The 20,154-nt window shown below is 47.5% G+C and carries 21 protein-coding genes and 1 pseudogene; 14 read left to right on the forward strand and 8 right to left on the reverse strand.

The window, feature by feature from the left end:
• Window positions 1-128: 128 nt before the first annotated feature.
• Window positions 129-1,178, reverse strand: coding sequence for a S66 peptidase family protein (locus MN202_RS02655; protein ID WP_335734544.1), 1,050 nt, complete (start codon window positions 1,176-1,178; stop codon window positions 129-131).
• Window positions 1,179-1,322: 144 nt separating this feature from the next.
• Window positions 1,323-2,546 carry an ATP-dependent RNA helicase SrmB gene (gene srmB, locus MN202_RS02660; RefSeq protein WP_335734545.1) on the reverse strand — a complete coding sequence of 408 codons (1,224 nt, stop codon included), beginning with the start codon at window positions 2,544-2,546 and terminating at the stop codon, window positions 1,323-1,325.
• Between the two features lie 74 nt (window positions 2,547-2,620).
• Between srmB and MN202_RS02665 the strand changes: the two genes are divergently transcribed.
• The gene (locus tag MN202_RS02665; RefSeq protein WP_335734546.1) at window positions 2,621-3,331 is read left to right on the forward strand and encodes a tRNA1(Val) (adenine(37)-N6)-methyltransferase; all 711 of its coding nucleotides are present in this window, start codon (window positions 2,621-2,623) and stop codon (window positions 3,329-3,331) included.
• A gap of 74 nt (window positions 3,332-3,405) precedes the next feature.
• Here MN202_RS02665 and yjjJ read toward each other — a convergent pair whose 3' ends face one another.
• Both yjjJ and fldB read right to left on the reverse strand, forming a co-directional pair.
• On the reverse strand, window positions 3,406-4,749 hold the full coding sequence (gene yjjJ / locus MN202_RS02670; RefSeq protein WP_335734547.1) for a type II toxin-antitoxin system HipA family toxin YjjJ: 1,344 nt from the start codon (window positions 4,747-4,749) through the stop codon (window positions 3,406-3,408).
• Between the two features lie 139 nt (window positions 4,750-4,888).
• On the reverse strand, window positions 4,889-5,407 hold the full coding sequence (gene fldB / locus MN202_RS02675; RefSeq protein WP_335734548.1) for a flavodoxin FldB: 519 nt from the start codon (window positions 5,405-5,407) through the stop codon (window positions 4,889-4,891).
• Window positions 5,408-5,518: 111 nt separating this feature from the next.
• Between fldB and xerD the strand changes: the two genes are divergently transcribed.
• From xerD to MN202_RS02735, 12 genes and pseudogenes are all read left to right on the forward strand, one after another.
• Window positions 5,519-6,463 carry a site-specific tyrosine recombinase XerD gene (gene xerD / locus MN202_RS02680; RefSeq protein ID WP_472511561.1) on the forward strand — a complete coding sequence of 315 codons (945 nt, stop codon included), beginning with the start codon at window positions 5,519-5,521 and terminating at the stop codon, window positions 6,461-6,463.
• Between the two features lie 19 nt (window positions 6,464-6,482).
• Window positions 6,483-7,199, forward strand: a complete 717-nt coding sequence (gene dsbC / locus MN202_RS02685) for a bifunctional protein-disulfide isomerase/oxidoreductase DsbC (protein ID WP_335734549.1) — start codon at window positions 6,483-6,485, stop codon at window positions 7,197-7,199.
• Window positions 7,200-7,205: 6 nt separating this feature from the next.
• Window positions 7,206-8,939, forward strand: a complete 1,734-nt coding sequence (gene recJ / locus MN202_RS02690) for a single-stranded-DNA-specific exonuclease RecJ (protein ID WP_335734550.1) — start codon at window positions 7,206-7,208, stop codon at window positions 8,937-8,939.
• A gap of 119 nt (window positions 8,940-9,058) precedes the next feature.
• Window positions 9,059-10,157 (forward strand): peptide chain release factor 2 gene (gene prfB / locus MN202_RS02695; RefSeq protein WP_335734551.1). Its coding sequence is split into 2 segments (ribosomal slippage): window positions 9,059-9,133 and window positions 9,135-10,157, totalling 1,098 coding nucleotides; the frame shifts between segments, so codons are not numbered across the junction.
• Between the two features lie 34 nt (window positions 10,158-10,191).
• Window positions 10,192-11,712, forward strand: a complete 1,521-nt coding sequence (lysS, locus tag MN202_RS02700) for a lysine--tRNA ligase (RefSeq protein WP_335734552.1) — start codon at window positions 10,192-10,194, stop codon at window positions 11,710-11,712.
• A 227-nt stretch (window positions 11,713-11,939) separates the two neighbouring features.
• On the forward strand, window positions 11,940-12,455 hold the full coding sequence (locus tag MN202_RS02705) for a type VI secretion system amidase effector protein Tae4 (protein WP_335734553.1): 516 nt from the start codon (window positions 11,940-11,942) through the stop codon (window positions 12,453-12,455).
• Window positions 12,452-12,673 (forward strand): hypothetical protein, encoded by a 222-nt coding sequence (locus tag MN202_RS02710; protein WP_335734554.1) that lies wholly within the window; start codon window positions 12,452-12,454, stop codon window positions 12,671-12,673. Before MN202_RS02705 ends, MN202_RS02710 begins: the two co-directional genes overlap by 4 nt.
• Window positions 12,674-12,725: 52 nt before the next feature.
• Window positions 12,726-12,845: pseudogene (locus MN202_RS02715) on the forward strand (amino acid--tRNA ligase-related protein); the annotation flags it as partial.
• Window positions 12,846-13,099: 254 nt separating this feature from the next.
• The gene (locus MN202_RS02720; protein ID WP_335734555.1) at window positions 13,100-13,582 is read left to right on the forward strand and encodes a hypothetical protein; all 483 of its coding nucleotides are present in this window, start codon (window positions 13,100-13,102) and stop codon (window positions 13,580-13,582) included.
• 119 nt (window positions 13,583-13,701) lie between these two features.
• The gene (locus tag MN202_RS02725) at window positions 13,702-14,460 is read left to right on the forward strand and encodes a hypothetical protein (protein WP_335734556.1); all 759 of its coding nucleotides are present in this window, start codon (window positions 13,702-13,704) and stop codon (window positions 14,458-14,460) included.
• Between the two features lie 110 nt (window positions 14,461-14,570).
• The gene (locus MN202_RS02730) at window positions 14,571-15,002 is read left to right on the forward strand and encodes an acetyltransferase (RefSeq protein ID WP_335734557.1); all 432 of its coding nucleotides are present in this window, start codon (window positions 14,571-14,573) and stop codon (window positions 15,000-15,002) included.
• A 58-nt stretch (window positions 15,003-15,060) separates the two neighbouring features.
• Window positions 15,061-15,645 carry a DUF6151 family protein gene (locus MN202_RS02735; RefSeq protein WP_335734812.1) on the forward strand — a complete coding sequence of 195 codons (585 nt, stop codon included), beginning with the start codon at window positions 15,061-15,063 and terminating at the stop codon, window positions 15,643-15,645.
• 166 nt (window positions 15,646-15,811) lie between these two features.
• Here the strand turns inward: MN202_RS02735 and MN202_RS02740 are convergent, their stop codons facing one another.
• The 3 genes from MN202_RS02740 to MN202_RS02750 all read right to left on the reverse strand — a co-directional run bounded on the left by MN202_RS02740 (window position 15,812) and on the right by MN202_RS02750 (window position 17,924).
• Window positions 15,812-17,104: an Ig-like domain-containing protein gene (locus MN202_RS02740; RefSeq protein ID WP_335734558.1), complete on the reverse strand. Its 1,293-nt coding sequence runs from the start codon at window positions 17,102-17,104 to the stop codon at window positions 15,812-15,814.
• 32 nt (window positions 17,105-17,136) lie between these two features.
• Entirely contained in the window at window positions 17,137-17,565 is a 429-nt protein-coding gene (locus tag MN202_RS02745) for a hypothetical protein (protein WP_335734559.1), read from the reverse strand.
• 170 nt (window positions 17,566-17,735) lie between these two features.
• A complete protein-coding gene (locus tag MN202_RS02750; protein WP_335734560.1) occupies window positions 17,736-17,924 on the reverse strand; it encodes a hypothetical protein in 189 nt (62 codons plus the stop codon).
• A gap of 401 nt (window positions 17,925-18,325) precedes the next feature.
• On the opposite strand from MN202_RS02750, the gene MN202_RS02755 reads away from it, so the two are divergent.
• A complete protein-coding gene (locus tag MN202_RS02755) occupies window positions 18,326-18,763 on the forward strand; it encodes a hypothetical protein (RefSeq protein WP_335734561.1) in 438 nt (145 codons plus the stop codon).
• A gap of 208 nt (window positions 18,764-18,971) precedes the next feature.
• Here the strand turns inward: MN202_RS02755 and MN202_RS02760 are convergent, their stop codons facing one another.
• The gene (locus MN202_RS02760) at window positions 18,972-20,126 is read right to left on the reverse strand and encodes a serine hydrolase domain-containing protein (RefSeq protein ID WP_335734562.1); all 1,155 of its coding nucleotides are present in this window, start codon (window positions 20,124-20,126) and stop codon (window positions 18,972-18,974) included.
• Between the last annotated feature and the right edge of the window lie 28 nt (window positions 20,127-20,154).

The raw sequence follows: 20,154 nt of genomic DNA on the forward strand, positions 1-20,154 counted from the left end.
GCTAACTATAACGATTGCAGAGTCCTTGGCTTAGTCAAGGACGGCTACTGACAAATTCTTAGTGCCAGAATTTGTCAGCTTCGCTGCCGTCCGTGGCTTAGTCTGATCTGAAGCAGTTTTTCGCTGTGCTAACTTTGAAACACGCTATCCAGTAAGCGGAACGTGCCGGCATCGGCGTCCAGTTCAACGCGGCCGCCCACAGGCACAATAAACTGCTGCTTAATATGGCCAATCATGGCACCACGGTAAGCCGGAATATTCAGTGGCTTAATGTGGTCGTCAAAAATTTGATCCATCGTCAGCCAGCCATAGCCGCCACTGGGGCGACAGGCAGTGCATTCGCCGAAAATAAAGCCGGCAATTTTATCCAGCGCGCCCATTAGCTTTAAGGTGCTGAACATACGATCTATGCGGTATGGTGCTTCTTCTACGTCTTCTAAAAACAGAATTTTATCAGTGAAATCAGGTAGGTAAGGAGAGCCGGCCAGGGCAGTTAATACCGTTAAGTTACCGCCGACTAATTCGCCCTGTACCTTGCCGCTATTAATCGTAATAGTGCGGTTTTGCCTCGCAACTAACTCGTCTTTGGCGTCAAGAACATTCTGGTACTGCATCAGCTCTCGGTCAAAAAACAGCCGCTGAAACTGGTCGGCATTAAAGCTGTTCCAGCTGCCGGTACCGTTGGGGCCGTGAAAGCTTACCAAACCGGTTTGTGCATGAATGGCATTGTGCAGCGCAGTAATGTCAGAGTAACCCAGCAGTATTTTCGGGTTATTGCGGATTAACTTGTAATCGAGCAATGGCAATAAGCGGGCCGCGCCTGAGCCACCGCGTAAGCAGATAATGGCTTTGACGTCTTTATCGGCAAACATGGCGTTGATGTCGCTGGCGCGCTCGGCATCGGTGCCGGCTAAATGGCCGCGGCGTGCCGCCAGGTGCTTACCAGTTTTTACTTTCAGGCCCAGCGCCTGCATCACTTCCTGCGCTATTTGTAAGTCGAGCGCTTCGTCAGTGGCCTTTGACGGGCTAACCAGGGCGACGGTGTCACCTTTATTCAGCGCCAGCGGTAACAGGCGTTTACCTGCAGCTGATGGTGCGGCCATTACGCTGCTGCATCCGGCTAAGGGCAATAAGGCGGCAGTCAGGGCACAGTTTTTTATAAATTGTCGTTTATCCATCAGCTGGCTCCATCAATTAGAAATAATTTATTTGGCATAATTTATTCCTATCATCAATAGCAGCTTTACTAAAAAATTCCAAGATGAAGGCGCAGAAATGCGATAACCGCCCGCAGTTTTACGGGCGGCTTACCGCTTAGCAGGTTATTTTTTTACTTTTTTAACGATTTTTTTAGCCGCCACTTTGCCGGGCTTTTTCTTTTTAACCGGCACTTTGGCTTCTTTGTTTTTTGGCCGTAGTGCCTCTATTACGCGTCGTTTCAGCTTTTGTTCAACATAGCGTTCTACTTTGGCCAGTATGGCCACATCGTGTGCTTCAATCAGCGAAATGGCGGTACCTTTTTTACCGGCGCGGCCAGTTCGGCCGATACGGTGCAGGTAAACATCGGCAGTACGCGGCATATCAAAATTGATAACATGACTGATATCATCGATATCCAGACCACGGGCGGCAATATCGGTTGCCAGTAAAATTTTTACCCGGCCGCTGCTAAAGCGTTCTACCGCCTGCATACGTTTGTCTTGTGGCATCTCGCCCTGTAACCAGCCACAGCGTAAACCGGCGGTTTCCAGCTGGCCGGTTAAACTGGCTAAGCGCTCGCGGGTTTTAATAAACACTATGGATTTGGTGACTTCCGGCTGCTTTAGCAGATGAATTAGCAGCGCCAGTTTATGCTGGGCATCATCGGCCAAATGCACCCATTGCAGGATTTTGGCGTTTTCTTTACGTGACGGTATCGCTTCTATCCGCTCCGGCTCTTTTAACGCCCGCGCTGCAAAGCGCTCTAAATTGCTGCCTTCGAGCGTGGCTGAAAACAAGAAGGTTTGCCGGCGGCGGCGCGCTTCCAGCACGATGCGGTTCATTTCGCCAATAAAGCCCATGTCCAGCATGCGGTCGGCTTCATCCAGAATAAGTAGTTCTACTTCGTCGGCCTGAAAGCTTTCTTCATCCAGGTATTCGGTTAAGCGGCCAGGTGTGGCAATCAGAATATCGTTGTTTTTTTCCAGCGTGTCTTTATGGCTGCCATAGTTAATGCCACCGGTGATCACGCCAACGTTTAGCTCGGTAAACTGGGTAAAGTGCTTAAACTCGTCATATACCTGATAGGCTAACTCGCGGGTTGGCGTCATTACCAGCACCCGGGCAAAGCCGGGATCTTTGCGGCCAAAATCCAGCAGATACTGAATGGCCGGCAGCACAAAGGCCAGCGTTTTACCGGTGCCGGTTGGCGCACTGGCCAGTAAATCTCTGCCTTCCAGTGCCAGTGGGATCGCCATTTCCTGGATCAGCGTCGGCTGGTCAAAACCGCGCATGCTGATGGCGCGGTTAATATCGTCGTCCAGTTGAAAATCTGCGAATGTTGTCATGGTGTCCTCAGCCTGATTGCCTGTACGGTGACAGCGCGCCTGCTTCGCCGTAAACTGGCGGGGTGGAGGTGCTGATGTCAGCCGGTTTTCAATGTAAAAAATTCTATGTTGCTCATGATCAGTGCGCGATGAAAGTTGGCACTGACGGCTTATTGCTGGGCGCCTTTGCGCCCTTGCCACCCGCGGGTAGCGCTATACTCGATATTGGTGCCGGTTCAGGCCTGATAAGCCTGATGTTAGCTCAGCGCAGCCTGGGTGCCAACCTTATCGATGCGGTAGAGCTGGACCACGCAGCCGCAACACAAGCGGCACAAAATGTGGCAAACAGCCCCTGGCCCAGCGCGGTGCAGCTGATAAGGGGCGACATTCTAACCTATCGCAGTGACAAACGTTACCGCTTAATTGTGTCTAACCCACCGTTTTTTCAGCAAGCCCTGGCGGCTAAAGATGTCAGGCGGCAACTAGCACGACATAACGACAGCTTACCCTTTGCCGCCTTGCTGGATAAAGCAGCTGAATTGCTGACAGATCACGGCGTCTTTACACTGATACTGCCACTAACGGGCGCAGAGCAGTTGATAACACTTGCCACTGCCACTGGCTGGCACTTAGCGCAGCGCTGCGAGGTACGCAGCACGGCGTTGAAACCGGCGCAGCGGCTATTATTCAGTTTAGGCCGGCAAGTGCAGGATACTGCACATAGCAGCCTGATTATTCAGCAGGCCGACGGCAGTTATACCGCGGAGTACAAAGCGTTGTTGCGGGATTTTTATCTGAAGTTTTAGTGCAGCAGCCCGTTTTAACAGCCGTATATGCCCTGGTAGGGATTAGCCGATGCCGTCGCCGATCCTAAGTCTGCTCACAGCATCCGCTTAATTGCTGACTCTAACGGTGTCAGCTGCAATATCGTTTCAGCTGCCAGTTGGCGGAACTCTTCGCTAAATTGGTGATCTGTACTAAGTTGCTGCCAATACGTTAAGGCAATCGGATAAGCCTGACGCCAGTATTTGCCTTCTACTTCTGGCCGTAATTGGGGCCTGTAGCCCTGTTGCAACATAGTGCCGGCACGAGTTGGTGCAAATGCCATTGGCAGTACATCGTAAGCAGGGGTTAGCCTGAAGCGGGGAGTGGTTTTGAGATCAAAAACAGCATCATAAAAAAATGACAGATTGCCATTATGAGTATCAGTATTACCTATTAATAAACAAAAACACCACAGCAACTTGATCTTTGCCAGATCTAAATCGGGCAGTAGCGCCTGAGCATGCATCTGTTCTGCAATGGCGGGCCAGGGTAAACCCGCCTGCCCAATAAATTCTGCATCAATAGCCTCAAGTGAAGCAACGCCACAGCGTCCGAATAAACCTTGCCGGTCAAAGCGCTTTGACAACAAAAACACTCTTGCATCAGACTGGTAGAGGTGGGTGTCGGCGGCCGCAATATTGAGTTGTGTCAGCATCTTTAACGCCAGGGCTTCCGCTTTAAGCAAGTCTGCCCAACGCTGGCTTACCGCATTATTGACTGCCGCGCTGAATTTCACCAGGTAATGTGTTTCGTCTATTGTACAGAGGAATTTAGGCTGTTCGCCAGCGACGGAGGAGCCTGTTGTTTCACCTTGCTCTGCCTGGGCAGCTTGTTGCGGCAGATCCTGTAATGAGATCTCTCTGGGCGCTTGTGAAAGCCAGGAATAATAACTTTGTTCACCTATCAACAAATCGCCAACAGAATCATGAGGTATCAGCGTTAATGCAGTCAGCACATCTTCAGCGCGCCAGTCTTTGGGATCTGGTGAGCAGAGTCCTACCCGTTGCCACCATTGATTCGCCAAAGCACGGCCAATAAAACCCCGCGGTTTAATATCCTGGATAAACCATGGCAGATCGTCATAGAGGACAAAGTCCGCAGCGGCGTCTTGGAAGCAGTAATAACTAGGATACAAAGAGATTAAATGGCCAACCAATGCCGGTTCACCTGCGGCAGATACCTGATACAGTGGCCAGTTAATCTTATTGTCTGTTTTACGCACGGCGTAGTATTTGGCGTTACGTGCCTGCCCCAATTGTAATATCTGCTCGCCCAATTGCTGAATTCGGCGTGACAAAGTAGGTTGGCTTATTTGCAACCTATCTAGTAGTTGACGCGCTGTCATCGGCTGGCGTTGCAACAGTTGTAAGATGTGCTGAGCGCTGGTTTTGTTATCCATTTCGACGTTGCTGAATTGATTTAGTTATCAAGTTAGCACATCTAACTTATTGATGCATAGCTATTCCAGGTGTTTTGTGAATAGATTTATGAATAGATACTTGAATTGATCTGTTGGTGATGTAGCGGCTTTAATTTAATTAAAGCCGCTCGGCTATTTCCTGCAAAATCTGGCTAACCCAGTCATTTAACCGCGCGTCGGTCTGGTCGTACTGGTTTTCATCATCAAGCGCCAAACCAACAAAAAACTTACCATCTTCAGTCAGGGCTTTTGACGCTATAAAGTCATAACCGTCAACCGGCCAGTAGCCAACCCGCTGCGTTGGTTGGGCGGCGATAACCTCGTGCAGCATGCCCACCGCATCAATAAACCATTCGGCATAGCCAAGCTGGTCGCCCATGCCATAAATGGCGATAATTTTACCCTGCAAGTTGACGCTTGAAATCTCGTCCCAGTGCGCTTCCCAGTCTTCCTGTATTTCACCAAAATCCCAGGTCGACAGGCCGAGGATCAATATATCGTAGTCGGCCATTTTACTTAACGGCACCTGCTTTATATTGTTCAGCTCAACAGTGTCGGCGCCGATTAATGCCTGAATTTTTTCTGCCACGATTTCGGTGTAGCAGGTGGTAGAGCCGTAAAAGAGGCCAATTTTCATCACAGTCTCACAACTAACAGGCGCTAAAAAAGGTGGCATAGTGTAGCAGAATAGTACAGGCGGCAAAATGCTGGCTTTGCGCCTTAGCCGGCATGCGCTACCATAAGCGGCATGAACGCACAGGCGGCTTTGGCAGTAACAGCAGTGACAGCAACTACAATTGCAGCAACAGAGCAGACATTGATCAGCGCCTTTTTGGATCAGCTATGGCTGGATAAAGGTGTTAGCGAACATACACTGAGCGCCTACGGCACTGATTTAAAAAAGTTTGCCTTATTTTTAGCTAACCAACAGTGCAATTTAGTAAGTTGCGACAGCCTGTTGGTAAACCGCTATCTGGCGCAGCGGGTCGACAAACAATTTAGCCCGCGCAGCACCTCCCGCGCGCTTAGCAGCCTGCGGCGCTTTTATGCTTATCTGCATCAAAGCGGCAAGATTGCTGATAACCCGTTGTCGCAACTGTTAAACCCGAAAATCGGCCGCAGCCTGCCAAAAAGTTTATCCGAGCAGGACGTAGATGCCTTGCTAAATGCGCCTGATATTAACGACCCTATTCAGTTTCGTGACAAAGCCATGTTGGAGCTGCTGTATGCCAGTGGCCTTAGGGTGTCGGAATTAGTTGGCCTGAGTATGCAACAAATTAACCTGCAGCACGGTCTGGTAAGGGTAGTGGGTAAAGGTCAGAAAGAGCGCTTAGTGCCGATGGGCGAAGAAGCTGCACACTGGTTGCAGCGCTATCTGCGCGAGGCCAGGGGGCAGTTACTGGGTGGCCAGCTGTTGGATGTGGTGTTTCCCAGCAGCCGGGCGCAGCAAATGACGCGGCAAACGTTCTGGCACCGCATTAAGTTTTATGCCAAAGTAGCGCACATTCAGGCTACGCTGTCGCCACATACGTTACGCCATGCGTTTGCCACCCATTTACTGAACCATGGTGCCGATTTGCGCGTTGTACAGATGTTGCTGGGCCACAGCGACTTATCTACTACGCAAATTTATACCCATGTTGCGCAGGCCAGATTGCAAAGCCTGCATCAATTACATCATCCGCGCCCTTGAGCGCCAGGTAGGAATCGTTATGAAAAAGTTAGTCGTTGCGCTTTGTGGTTTAGGTTTTATGGCAGGGGCGGCCGCGCAGAGCTTGCCGGCAGAGCCGCAGTACCAGCATATTGAGCAACAATTTGCCGCCCTTAATTTAACTGTGAATGCGGTATCTGAAGGGCCAATGGACAACATGTTGCAGGTGTTTACCAACAAAGGGCTGTTTTTTACCTCTGCAAATGGCCAGTTCTTTATTGAAGGTAATATTTACGATCTGAAAAACCAGCAATTGGTAAACGAGCAGCAAATGCGGCCGTACATTAAGCAGCAAGTGGCTAAGGCAGCCGATGGCGTGATTGAATATAAAGCCAAAAATGAAAAATACGTCATCAACGTGTTTACCGACCCCACCTGTGGTTACTGCCGTAAATTACACAACGAGATGAAAGACTACAACAACGCCGGTATCACCGTGCGTTACCTGGCGTTTCCGCGCGGTGGTGTAGGTTCGGAAACTTATCTGCAGATGCAGCATATCTGGTGTACCAAAGACAGCCGTGGCGCTATGGATGCCGCAAAAGACGGCGATAAAATTCAGCCGGCCATGTGTGCCAACCCGGTTAAAAGCCAGTATGAAATGGGCCAGTCGTTTGGCATTAACGGCACACCGGCAATTATATTACCCAGTGGCCGTTTAATTCCTGGTTATCAGCCAGCCAAAGCCTTGTTGGCGCAGTTAGAGGCTAAATCTTAAGCCATTATGTCTGTAGTTAACCCCAGTATAGTGCGCCGGCCCTTACCCGGCGTTTTACCTGATTTAGCCAACAACCTGCATCCGTTGCTTACCCGGCTGTATGCCAGCCGGGGGGTTAGCAATGTCTCCGAGCTGGAGCGCGGTGCCGCCGGTTTACTGCCGTTTAGCAGCTTAAAAGGTATAGATGCCGCAGTGCAGTTGCTGTGTCAGGCGCTTACCCTGCAGCAACAGCTGGTGATAGTTGGCGACTTTGACGCCGACGGGGCCACCAGTACCGCCGTGTTGGTAACCGGCCTTAAAGCGCTGGGGTTTAAGCGGGTAGAATACCTGGTACCTAACCGCTTTGAATACGGTTATGGCTTAACGCCGGAAATGGCCGAGCTGGCGGTGGCACAAGGCGCAGAGCTGATTGTCACCGTCGATAACGGCATATCCGCGATTGAAGGGGTAGCGCTGGCAAAAAAGGCCGGTGTTAAGGTGCTGGTAACCGATCATCACCTGGCAGGTGCCGAACTGCCGGCTGCCGATGCGATAGTAAACCCTAACCAACCCGGTTGCACCTTTGCCAGCAAAGCGCTGGCAGGCGTAGGTGTAGCCTTTTATCTGCTGCTGGCGCTCAGAGCCAAATTGCGGCAGCAAGGCTATTTTACGCCTGAGCAGAAAGAGCCAAACTTAGCTGAATTACTCGACTTAGTCGCACTGGGCACCGTGGCCGATGTCGTACCACTGGACGCCAACAACCGTATTTTAGTGTATCAGGGGCTAATGCGTATTCGCAGTGGTAAATGCCGCCCCGGGATACAGGCACTGATAGATGTAGCTAACCGCAGTGCGGCCAAACTGACAGCCAGTGACTTTGGTTTTGCTCTGGCTCCGCGTTTAAATGCCGCCGGCCGGCTGGATGATATGTCGCTTGGCATAAGTTGTCTGCTCGCCGGGGATTTAGGCCTGGCGCGGCAATATGCTGCTGAACTGGACAGTTTAAATGTAGAGCGCCGCGCGATAGAGCAAAGCATGCAAACCGAGGCACAGGCGTTTTTAAGCCAGCTATCGTTTGACGGCGCTGAGTTGCCAGAATGCTTATGTTTGTACCGGCACGACTGGCATCAGGGCGTTATTGGCATTTTGGCCGGCCGCATTAAAGAGCAGTTTCACCGGCCTACCATAGTGTTTGCCCAGGGTGACGAAGGCGAGTTAAAAGGTTCGGCACGCTCGATAAATGGCTTACATATCCGTGATTTACTGGAAGAAATTTCCAGCCATTACCCAGGTCTTATCAAAAAATTTGGCGGCCATGCCATGGCAGCCGGGTTAACCATCAGTGCCGAGCGGCTGGACACCTTTAAACTGGCCCTGAATTTAACGGCAAAAAAACGCCTGACGCCAGAGCAGTTAACCGCCGTTATTTACACCGACGGCGAGCTGCCGGCCGACTGCTTTGATATTGGCTTTAGCCAGTTGCTGCAAAATGCCGGCCCCTGGGGCCAGGCCTTTCCAGAGCCGGTGTTTGACGGTGAATTTACTCTAATAAGCCAGAAAATGCTGGCTGACAAACACCTGAAAATGATGCTGCAAACGCCAACGGGCACCCTGGTAGATGCCATCTGGTTTAATGCTAACAACAAAGCCTGGCCTAATGTTAACGTGCAAAAAGTCCAACTGGCTTACCAGCTGGATATTAATGAATACCGCGATAAACAAAGCCTGCAGCTGATAGTGCGGCATATGCAGGCACTGTAAACCGGCCTGCAGAGTTGGGCTGGCATTTTTTAATGCTTAGATGGCTGCACGTCCTGCGATAAATTTGCTACAATCGCCGCCTGTTTTTTCTCCCGTTATTCAAGGTTACCGAGCACAGCATGTTTGAAGTCAATCCGGTGTACAACAGCATTAAAGATCTTACTGAACGCACCAAGGTGCTTCGGGGGTATCTTTGACTACGATGGCAAAAAAGAACGCTTAGAAGAAGTCTCGCGCGAGCTGGAAGATTCCGCCATCTGGAATACGCCGGATAAAGCTCAGGCGCTGGGTAAAGAGCGCTCGGCACTGGAACAGGTCGTGGGAACTATCGACAAGCTGGACCGTGGCCTGGAAGACGTAGAAGGCCTGCTGGAACTGGCGGTAGAAGCCGAAGATGAAGACACTTTCGAAGAAGCCAAAACTGAACTGGCCGACTTAGACAAACAACTCAGTCTGCTGGAATTTCGCCGTATGTTCTCCGGTAAAAATGATCAAAATGACTGCTATCTGGATATTCAATCCGGCTCGGGCGGTACCGAAGCACAGGACTGGGCCAGCATTTTAATGCGCATGTACCTGCGCTGGGGTGAAGACAAAGGCTTTAAACCAGAACTTTACGAAGTAACCGACGGTGACGTGGCCGGTATTAAAGGCTGTACCATTAAATTTAGTGGCGAATATGCCTACGGCTGGCTGCGCACCGAAACCGGCGTGCACCGCTTAGTACGCAAAAGCCCGTTTGACAGTGGTAACCGCCGCCATACCTCCTTTGCTTCGGTGTTTGTTTCGCCGGAAATTGATGACGATATCGAAATTGATATCAACCCGGCCGATTTACGGATCGACACCTACCGCGCCTCGGGTGCCGGTGGTCAGCACGTAAACCGTACCGACTCTGCCGTGCGTATTACTCACTTACCCACTAATATCGTGGTGCAGTGTCAGAACGACCGCTCGCAGCATAAAAACCGCGACAATGCTTACAAGCAACTGCGCGCCAAGTTATACGAGTTTGAACTGCAAAAGCAAAATGCGGAAAAGCAGGCACTGGAAGACACCAAGTCGGATATCGGCTGGGGCAGCCAGATCCGCTCTTACGTGCTGGATGACTCGCGCATCAAAGACTTACGCACCGGTATCGAAACCCGTAACACCCAATCGGTGTTAGACGGCGATCTGGATAAATTTATTGAAGCCAGCTTAAAAGCCGGCCTGTAATTGTTAACTTTCTCTCTCAATCAGGAAATACACTATGTCTGACCAACAGCAACCACAAGACGAAATTCAGGACGTAAATAAACTGATTGCTGAGCGAAAACATAAGCTGGCGCAGCTACGCGAAGACGGCTTTATGTTCCCGAACGATTTTCGCCGTAACAGCATCTCCAGCGACGTGATTGCCAAGTACGACCATTTAAGCAAAGAAGAGCTGGAAGCGCAGAAAATTACCGTAAGCCTGGGCGGCCGCATTATGACGCGCCGTATTATGGGTAAAGCCAGCTTTGTTACTATCTCGGATATGGGCGGCAAAATTCAGTTGTATGTCGCGCGCGACAGCCTGCCAGAAGGTGTTTACAACGACCAGTTTAAAAAATGGGATTTAGGCGACATTATCGGTGCTAGCGGCCATTTATTTAAAACCCAAACCGGCGAGCTAACAGTATGGCTAAGTGATATTCGTCTGTTAACCAAGGCGCTGCGCCCGCTGCCGGATAAATTCCACGGCTTAACCGATAACGAAGCGCGCTACCGCCAGCGTTACCTGGACCTTATTTCTAACGAGCAGTCACGCCATACCTTTTTAGTGCGCAGCAAAACCGTGGCCTACATTCGTAAATTCTTTAACGAAGAAGGCTTTTTAGAAGTTGAAACGCCAATGCTGCAGGCGATACCTGGCGGCGCTTCGGCGCGGCCGTTTGAAACCCATCACAACGCACTGGATATGCAGATGTTTTTGCGTATCGCGCCTGAGCTGTATTTAAAGCGTTTAGTTGTTGGCGGCTTTGAAAAAGTATTCGAGCTTAACCGTAACTTCCGTAACGAGGGCGTTTCAACGCGCCACAATCCGGAATTTACCATGCTGGAATTCTACTGGGCCTATGCTGATTACAACGATTTAATGGACTTAACCGAAAAGTTATTCCGCGGCCTGGCGCAGCATGTACTGGGTAGCACCGAAGTACCGTATCAGGGCGAAGTGTTTGACTTTGGTAAACCATTTGCGCGGATGTCGGTTACCGAGTCTATCTTGCACTACAACCCAACGCTAACTAAAGAGCAACTGGCGACACGTGAAGCAGTAGCAGAATTAGCCAAGAGCCTGGGCATTGACGTTAAAGCCAACTATGGTCACGGCCGTATTTTAATGGAAGTGTTTGACGAGCTGGTAGAAACCAAACTGCGTCACCCAACTTTTATTACTGAATACCCGGCAGAAGTATCACCACTGGCGCGCCGCAACGACCACAACCCGGAAATCACCGACCGCTTTGAATTCTTTATCGGCGGCCGCGAGCTGGGCAACGGCTTTAGCGAGCTTAATGATGCTGAAGATCAGGCTGAGCGTTTCCGCGAGCAGGTCGCGCAAAAAGACGCCGGTGATGATGAAGCCATGTTCTACGATGACGACTTCGTAACCGCGCTGGAGCACGGCCTACCGCCAACAGCTGGCCAGGGAATCGGTATCGACCGCCTGGTTATGTTACTGGCCGACGCCGCGTCAATCCGCGACGTGATCCTGTTCCCGCATATGCGTTTACACCACGATAAGTAAGTTATCACTTACGCTAAAACAGCCAGGCAATGCCTGGCTGTTTTGTTTCAAGGGACAACAAAAAGCTGCTCTACAAATGTGATTGCTATGTTGGTTTGTTGATTCTTTCAATGCATAATAAATAACAAAATATAAACAATGTAGCTCTGAGGGAGATCTTGTTCAGCAAGCTGGTTTTCTTCTGGTGCGTTATTGTTTTCTGAGAGCAACACTAAAGGGACGTGTATATGATTAAATTCAAAGATTTATGGCAAGCTCATGCGACTATAAGTGATGTAGATAATCCGTGTACAGTGAATAATGAACCGGCATTCTCAAACCAATGCGCCATTCGTATTGGCAATGCTTTAGCTACATGTGGGTTCGATACGACAACTTTACCGGGTGCGGAACATTGCTGGCACCATCCTAAATCAGAAGGGCACATCTTAAGAGCTGAGCAACTGGCGCATGCCTTGTCAAAAGTAAGGCCGACGTCTTTTGAACAAGGAGTCAAAGTGCCGTCTAAAGATTTCAAAAAGTATATTTCTGGGAAAAAGGGGATCATTTATTTTAAAGATTATTGGCTAAGAAGTACTGATCCGGTCAACAATCCAACCGGCGACCATATTGATTTATGGAATGGCTCAAGGTTGACCGATTGGTCGTCTTGGCTGAGGATCTCGACGGGACTGTCTATTGATGGTGTTTGGTCTGACTTTGAAAAGTCGAAAGAAATAATTTTCTGGAGGTCGATCATATGATGCGTTTAGTAACTGCCCTAATCGGCGGTGTTATCGGCATTGGCCTGAGCATTTTAATTTTCTATGTGATTGGAAATGTATTTGGCCCTTTATCTCAAGGTGAAGATGATGCAGCCAAATATTTCAAAATATTTTTAGGCGTTGCATTTGTTCTATTTACTGCTGGCAGTGTAGGCGCTTCTATAGTTTATAAACGCTTAGTTAAAAAGAAATCGTAACAAGGTGCCACTGGTAGCCAGGTGGTGCAAGGGAACCAACCGGCTGGACGAATTACTTCCAATAACAGGCGAGGGCATCGGTATCGACCGTCTGGTAATGCTACTGGCCGACGCCGCATCAATCCGTGATGTAATCCTGTTCCCGCATATGCGGTTACACCACGAGAAGTAAGCAGCGTACTGATGTGAAAAAGCCAGACCTCGTGTCTGGCTTTTTTGTTTTTAGAGGTTCAAACCGCCAGCTTAAGGGTTTCAATCCCTTAGTTTGCAGCAGCATAAATTGCTACAAGATAAAATGCTTGATTTACATTGAGCTGGCGCCATAGACTGGACACAAAATTGCAACTTGCGGGATCTCAGTAGCGCAACTCGCGGGTTCTGATCCTTTGGGTAAGCTGTTAGGCATTCAAGGAGTATTTAACATTTATGTCAGATCCAGAATTAGTTAGATTCATAGGTGAAACTGTAATAAATAATTGGAAGTATATCCTTAGCTCAATACTTGCTTTAGTTGGCGGTGCTGTTGGACTTTCTTGGTTTGTTTCAAATTTAATTCATAAGAAAGAAATTAGGTTACTTCAATTGGAGTTATCTCATCAAAAAGATCGCTTTTCTCAATTTGAAACCATCATGGAGAAAAGAATTTTAATGCTTCAAAATGAAGCCGAATTATTAAGTAAAAGCTTAACTCATGAGAGGCCAGCCAAAATATTAAACCAGAGCAACTCGAATAGGGACGAAGTAGCGTATATGGATGTCCCTGCATTTTTACGTAAAGGTGATGAATCCCAGCAGCAAGTGGCCGAGAATCAATCCGAATACAAAGTTAAAGAAAATAATCTAGTATCATTAATAGAAAGAACTGATCTTATAAAAGCCATAATTAGAGGTGCGACTGCAGCATTCTAGAAATGCCTAACAAGGGTTTTCAAGTCGGACTCGTAACAGTTTGCTCGGTTCCGCTTCGCTTCACATTTTAGCAAACTATTACAAGTCGCTTAAAACGGCGTTATAGAGAGGCAATAATTGTGCGTAAAAAAACTTTAAAAGCTTTTCTATTCTGCTGTTTCATGACTTTCTCTATTGTAGTTGTCGGCTATCATTTTCTTGACGATAGCTTAGAAGCTACAATAGTAATCTTTGTAGTGAGTTTAGTATTTTTTCATGTCGTTCTATTTCGATTCAAAAAACACGAAAATATCTGGAAGTCTACTGACTACTTATTTGAAGTTGTTGCCATCTTGAGTATTATCGCAGCTGTTTCAGGGTTAAATGATGCTTCGAAACAAAAATATCTACAGGAACAATTCGCTAAGAGAAAACTAGCGCAAGTTGAGTTTATATACGCCGCGGAGACAGTTGTTACAAATGATTGCGATCCGCTGAAATCAAGAGCTGATATATGGGAGGTTTCTCCAGAGCCAAATTTTGGAGAGTGCGATCGATTAAAGCATATGATCCCGCAAATGAGGTTTGACTTTGATCGGGAAACAGGCCCAGAAAATATGACCTCAGACACCGTTTGGGCAGATAACTTTGAATATAAAGGTCAAAAACTCGAAGGCACATGGGAATATGTTCAAGATAAAGCTGAAGAATTTATAACAATAAGCAAAGAGAATGAAAAAGCAATTTCTCAGAGAGAGGATGCACGCGGTATGCAGGGATTCGATATTTCAAGAATTGATAGCGTTTTTTATTGGCATCACGTGTTGGCATTTTTGCTAGCGCTAAAGATATCAAGAATATCGATGGAGATATTCAAGAAAAATGGCACCATCGTATAACAAGGCAAGCACTTCATCTCTGTTATACATAGTTCGAATTTCCTATACGGCGCACCGCGTCTCTACTGCAGCTTGAGTTGGCAGCATTAAATTTTCAACTGGGTTTGTTAATGATTATTGATATTGTAGAAAAAGCGGATCACTTAAAGCTGATAGAAATCTGGGAAGCCTCGGTTAGAGCAACCCATGATTTTCTGGCCGAAGCTGATCTGCAGGAGTTAAAGCCTTTAATACTGCAACACTATTTTGACGCCGTTGATTTAAGGTGCGCTAAAAATGGCGAGGGTGAAATACAGGGTTTTTGCGGTGTCCACGACGGTAATATTGAAATGCTATTTATTGCGCCAGCTGCGCGCGGTAAAGGCATTGGTGCCATGTTAGCAGCCCATGCTATCAACGAGCAGGGCGCGTTAAAAGTCGACGTCAATGAACAGAATGTGCAGGCACTTGGTTTTTACCAGCATCTTGGTTTTAAAGTAACAGGCCGCTCAGCAGTCGATGGACAGGGCAAAGCTTACCCACTGTTGCATATGGCGCTTTAAAAATTTAAGAAATAATTAGTGTCAGATAAAAATTATACGTAAAAAGGAGTTACTGGTGATGCATGCAATCCAATGTAAATGCGGCAGTGTGCGCGGCCAGGTTGAAGGCTCAGGCACCCACAGCCGCATTATTTGCTACTGCACAGATTGCCGGGCATTTGCTGGTTACCTTGGCAAAGCGGCTGATGTACTGGACGAGCAGGGCGGCACTGAAATTGTGCAAGTTGCCCAATCTCGACTGCGTTTTTTGCAGGGCGAGGATTGTCTGGCGGCCATCCGCCTTAGCGACACAGGTATGCTGCGTTGGTATGCGTCATGCTGCGATACGCCGATTGGCAACACCATAGCTAACCCCAAAGTAGCCTTTATTGGCCTGATCCACAGTTGCCTGGACCGGCAGCGGATGAATGACGATTTCGGCAGCAAGGTTGCTGCTGTAAACACCGATACCGCGCTTGGCACACCGCAGCTAAAGCAGCGCGGACTCTTTGGCGTTATCGCCCGCTTTATCTGGATTGTGGTTACCAGCCGCATTAGCGGCAGCTACAAAACGTCGCCGCTGTTTTATGCTTCCGGCTTACCCAGGGTAGCGCCGAAGATACTGTCAGCTGAGGAGTGGGCGGCTTTGAAAAATGAGCTATAGGCCTTTGCTGCCGCCGTATATGCGTTTGCACCACGAAAAGTAAGCTGCGTACTGATGTGAAAAAGCCTGACCTCGTGTCTGGCTTTTAAAGGTCGAAAGAAATCATTTTCTGGACTTCGATCGCATGGTGTACGTTACTTTTATGCCTTCTGCAAGTCTAACAGTATTATTCTATATTAATACGTACGCTACTGATAATGTTGTCATAAATAACAGAAATAATGGCACTGCCTTTATTATTTGCTGAGCTCGTTAACTTAAAGCTTGCTTTGTCTGTGCCTAAAGCAGTTAATTCAGCATCAAATAAGTCACTTCCATTGAGGTTCCAGTGTGCAAATTCTGAAACATTTATGCTGTCTGGCGCTGAGCTATAATTTGCGGTAAGTATGAGCTCTATAGATTCTGATGGCGCTATGGTAATAATGTCACTACCATCATTAATTTTTATAGAATTGATGGTAGATTGGCCTTTAACTTCAATTGTTGCTTTTGCTTCTTTGCCACCACAGCTTCCTATCAATGTAGTAACGCCTTGCGCAAGTCCTAAAATAGTACCTTTATTTTCACCAGAGTTTGTAATGCCTATTAATCTGTGATCGCTTTGTGCCCAGGAGATCGAATTGTCTATTTGATATTGCTTGGTAGAAACGGTAGGGTCTAAATTCGACTGGGCATTAACGTTAATACGTTCACCAATATTCAAAGTAATTATTCTGGTAACCTTATCATCAAACAGTACATCAAGAGTCTCTAAATTAACAGGATCAGCAGTAACGGTTAATTGTCCTTCAATGTCGCCAATACGAGCCGTAATAGTGCTACTTTCCACTTGGGGCGCAGATGTGTATAGCGCACCGTCAGAAGTAACAACTGCACTGGAGTCACTGTCTACACTGAAGCTCATATCTTTTGTTGTATTTAGCGAAGTATAACCATCTACATAGCCAACATCTGCGCGAATATAAGCGTCGATGCAGGTATTTATATTGCCAGAACTCGGAGTGACTTGTTTTAGACTTATTGTCTTTACTGCAACATCACTGACAGAGATTTCGCCTTCGCCTGAAATATCATTAATTGTAGTGCCTGTTATGGTTACAATGCCCTGGTTGATATCGGAATTAGCGACTGCCGTGACTAAACCTGCATTATTGACAGTAGCGATGCTAGTGTCACTTGACTCCCACGTTAATTCGTTAGTTATATCCCTTGTTTCATTATTACTGTCTACTCCGGAGGCCCTAAGTTGATGTGTTTCACCGGCTTTTAAGCGTGTGCTATCTCCATGTATTGTCACTGACTCAATGATAGTGCCCTTAGCTCGTTCGCTTTCCAACTTTACAGCTTTAGCTAATTTGTCTGAATTGTTGTCCGAGCCACATGCTGTCACTAAAGTACTGATAGATAATACGGCAACAAACGACAACTTTTGAAAGTTGATAAATGATTTTATTTTCATAAAAATGCCTTTTTGTAGCAAATATTCAGCTGCTAAAACTGGTATGTAATACCAAGGGAAATCCCTGTTATTTCAATATCGCTGTCTTTATATAAGGATTGATAAGCAAGCCTGACCTGGGTCCGCTCTAAGTAAGGAATTTGTTGAAGTAAGGCTATGCGCCATGAAAAACCGTCGTATTGGTCTTTACCGTTGTAGGTATTCGATGGACCAGAAACCGCCATTTTATTCATGGCATAACCTAGTGAAACATTTAAACCGTAGCCATCAGTGATGCCTGATTGCATAACAAAATAAAGTCCAACGCTTTGTTCTAAATCGAACTTCATATTATAAATGTTATCTGTTTCATTGGAGATGAGGTATTGAACCTCAAGCGCCATGTTGTTATTACTGGCTCCCAATCGTATTGCGGTGGCATCTGGTTTAGCTTTTTCTCCACTAAGTTCAATACCTGTCATCGTATAATCGATTCCAGCATAATAAGTATCAGAAAAACATGGGAAAGACGAAATGAGCGGAAAAAAAACAAAGAAAAATTTATACTTCACAATTATTATAAAACCATTATTTTGCAGTGATAAAATTGTATCTGTGTGGTGGGGTTAAATCAATAGCGCTACCAAATCTATCATGATGAAAATTGTAAAATCCGGTTACTGAGCGCATCAGAGCGTGTTCCTAAATAGGTCGGCTTATCAGCTAAAGCTGCCATGCGTTGATGAATCAGTGAGGGCAGGGACTCTTTTTCACTAACCAGCGGTAATGCTTTGGCCAGTGCTGAACGGCCTTGGTTAATCACCATGCTAAACAGATACATATAGCTGCGGATTTTGTTCAGCAGTAAGCTGTGTTCGCGCGCTTAATTATATGCACTACCGCAGGTTTTAATGCCAATCAATATCGCTGGTTTATTAGCGACAAAGCGCCGTACCTCGTAGCTGGATATTTTGTACACTACAACAGTTTTAGCAGAATTAGCATTAACGCCATAAATTTGAAACATCAGCTTTGCAATATCGCCCCCACAGCGTTTAGACTGCTCCGTGCGACTTCCCCACAATTGTCACTGTTTGATTAGATATTTTCAGTTTGGTAGGTCGATGCCGGATAGTCATGGGGAGTCCACATTATTGTTCCAGCTCGCAAGTTACGCTTGCTGGACAGTTTGTAAGTTGTTGAACTTAGCGTTAAGCATACAGCGTAGACATTGGAGAAAAATTGATTCAAAGATTGCGTCTCGTGGTTCAGCATCAGTTGAAAATTATTGGAGAATTAGTGTTGTTGCTTTTGATTGGCATAATGTCATACCTACTGATTTCAATAGTCTTATATCGATTGCCAGATTTTAACCAGTCGATAAAAATAGAAAGTGAAATAGTATTTGATTTCGTTGATATCAACATTTCGAATCGCGACTTTATCGAAACTATCATCTTAGGAAATTCTGTTGTGTCAATTGTTGAGGGAGGGCAGCGCTTTTTTGTCAGTAAAGAGGATAAAAAGCGACTATGGGCGGTTAGTCCCCACGAACTGAAAAAACGAGGTGTTACCTTGAACGTAACGTTAGAAGTGCAGCCGCTTCTGTTTGGTGGTTACGGACGGGCTCATCTAATTGCTGTGCAAGAAGTAAACAGTGAGCCGCGACTAACTAAATGAAATATCATAAGTTAAGTCAACGAAAGCCACTGGTCAGGCTCGTATCGTCTGTTGTTTAATATGTTGAATCTTAAATAACCGGGGCAGATAGAAATCAAGTCTACTGCGGCCAATTTGATACCTCGTGAACCCTAGCCATGTTAATTGCTGTAGTTTAAAGAGCTATAACAAAAGCCTTAGCCAGGGTAGTGAAAATGAACGCTAACCTTTAGTCCGGCAGCGCAGCTAGTACTTTACCCACCAGTTGATTGAGCTCGTCACCATTGCCAATCCAGCGCGTTACCATCAACAGGTCATTTTGCTGATCGATATAAATCACATTACGGCCGGCGCCCTGAAACGTAACGGCGGTTTCCGGCGCATTGGGCAGGGCTTGACGGCCCGGGTTTAAAAACCAGTTAGCAAAACCATATTCGGCATTGGCGTTACCGCCGGTTCTTGCCATGGCGATCCAGTCTTTACTGATTAACTGCAGGTCTTGCCATTTACCGTCGCGTAAAAATAAATAACCAAAACGGGCTAAATCCCAGGCGTTAATAAAAATACCGCCACCCCAGTGGCCGCCGCCGGACACCGATTGCACTTTTTGGCCGTCGAGTTCGATCCAGCTGTTGTCGTAGCCATACCAGCGCCAGGTAGAGGAAGCGCCAATCGGCTGCATAATCTGTTGGTTAAGCACTTCAGGCAGTGGCTTACGCCAGACATACAAGGTTGACAGCGCCAGCAGGTTAATACGCACATCATTGTATTTGTAGTGGCTGCCGGGTGTGCGCAGTGGCCGGTTTGGCCAGTCGGCCGGGGTTTTGCTCTCGGGCCGATCGGCCCAGTCAGGCTTGCCCCACAAAGTGCCTTGCCAGTCGCTGGTTTGGCGCAGCAGGTGCTCCCAGCGGATTTGGCTGTTGTGCTCGCCATCATACAGCGCGGTGCCATGGGGCATATAAGGGCCAACCTTATCTTGCAGATTGTCAATTAAGCCTTGTTGCCAGGCTAAGCCGGTAACAGTGGTTAAAAAGCTTTTGGCTATGCTGTGCGTCATATCGACACTGTCGACATCGCCCCAGCGGGCTATCAGTTTGCCTTTGTACACAATCAGACCGTTGGCAGCAGCGCGTATGCCCATAGGGCCGATGATCTGATCATAGGGCTCGCGGGCACCGAAAGTAGTGGCTTGTATTATGGCCTGATCTTTAGCTGCCGGGTTTTCGCTGGCAAGGGCATAGTCAACGGCTGCAGAGAGTTTAGCGGCATCCACCTGCAATGCCTCTGGGCTTACGCTGGCCCAGTCGCCTCGCGGTGGGTAATAGCTTTGCGCCGCAAGTGGCAGCGCTAATAGCGCCAGCAATAAGGTAACAGTACAACGCACAGTAAGCTCCGGCCAGATGAAATAACAG

The organism is Rheinheimera muenzenbergensis (genome assembly GCF_036984005.1).
GTDB classification, from domain to species: Bacteria; Pseudomonadota; Gammaproteobacteria; order Enterobacterales; family Alteromonadaceae; genus Alishewanella; species Alishewanella muenzenbergensis.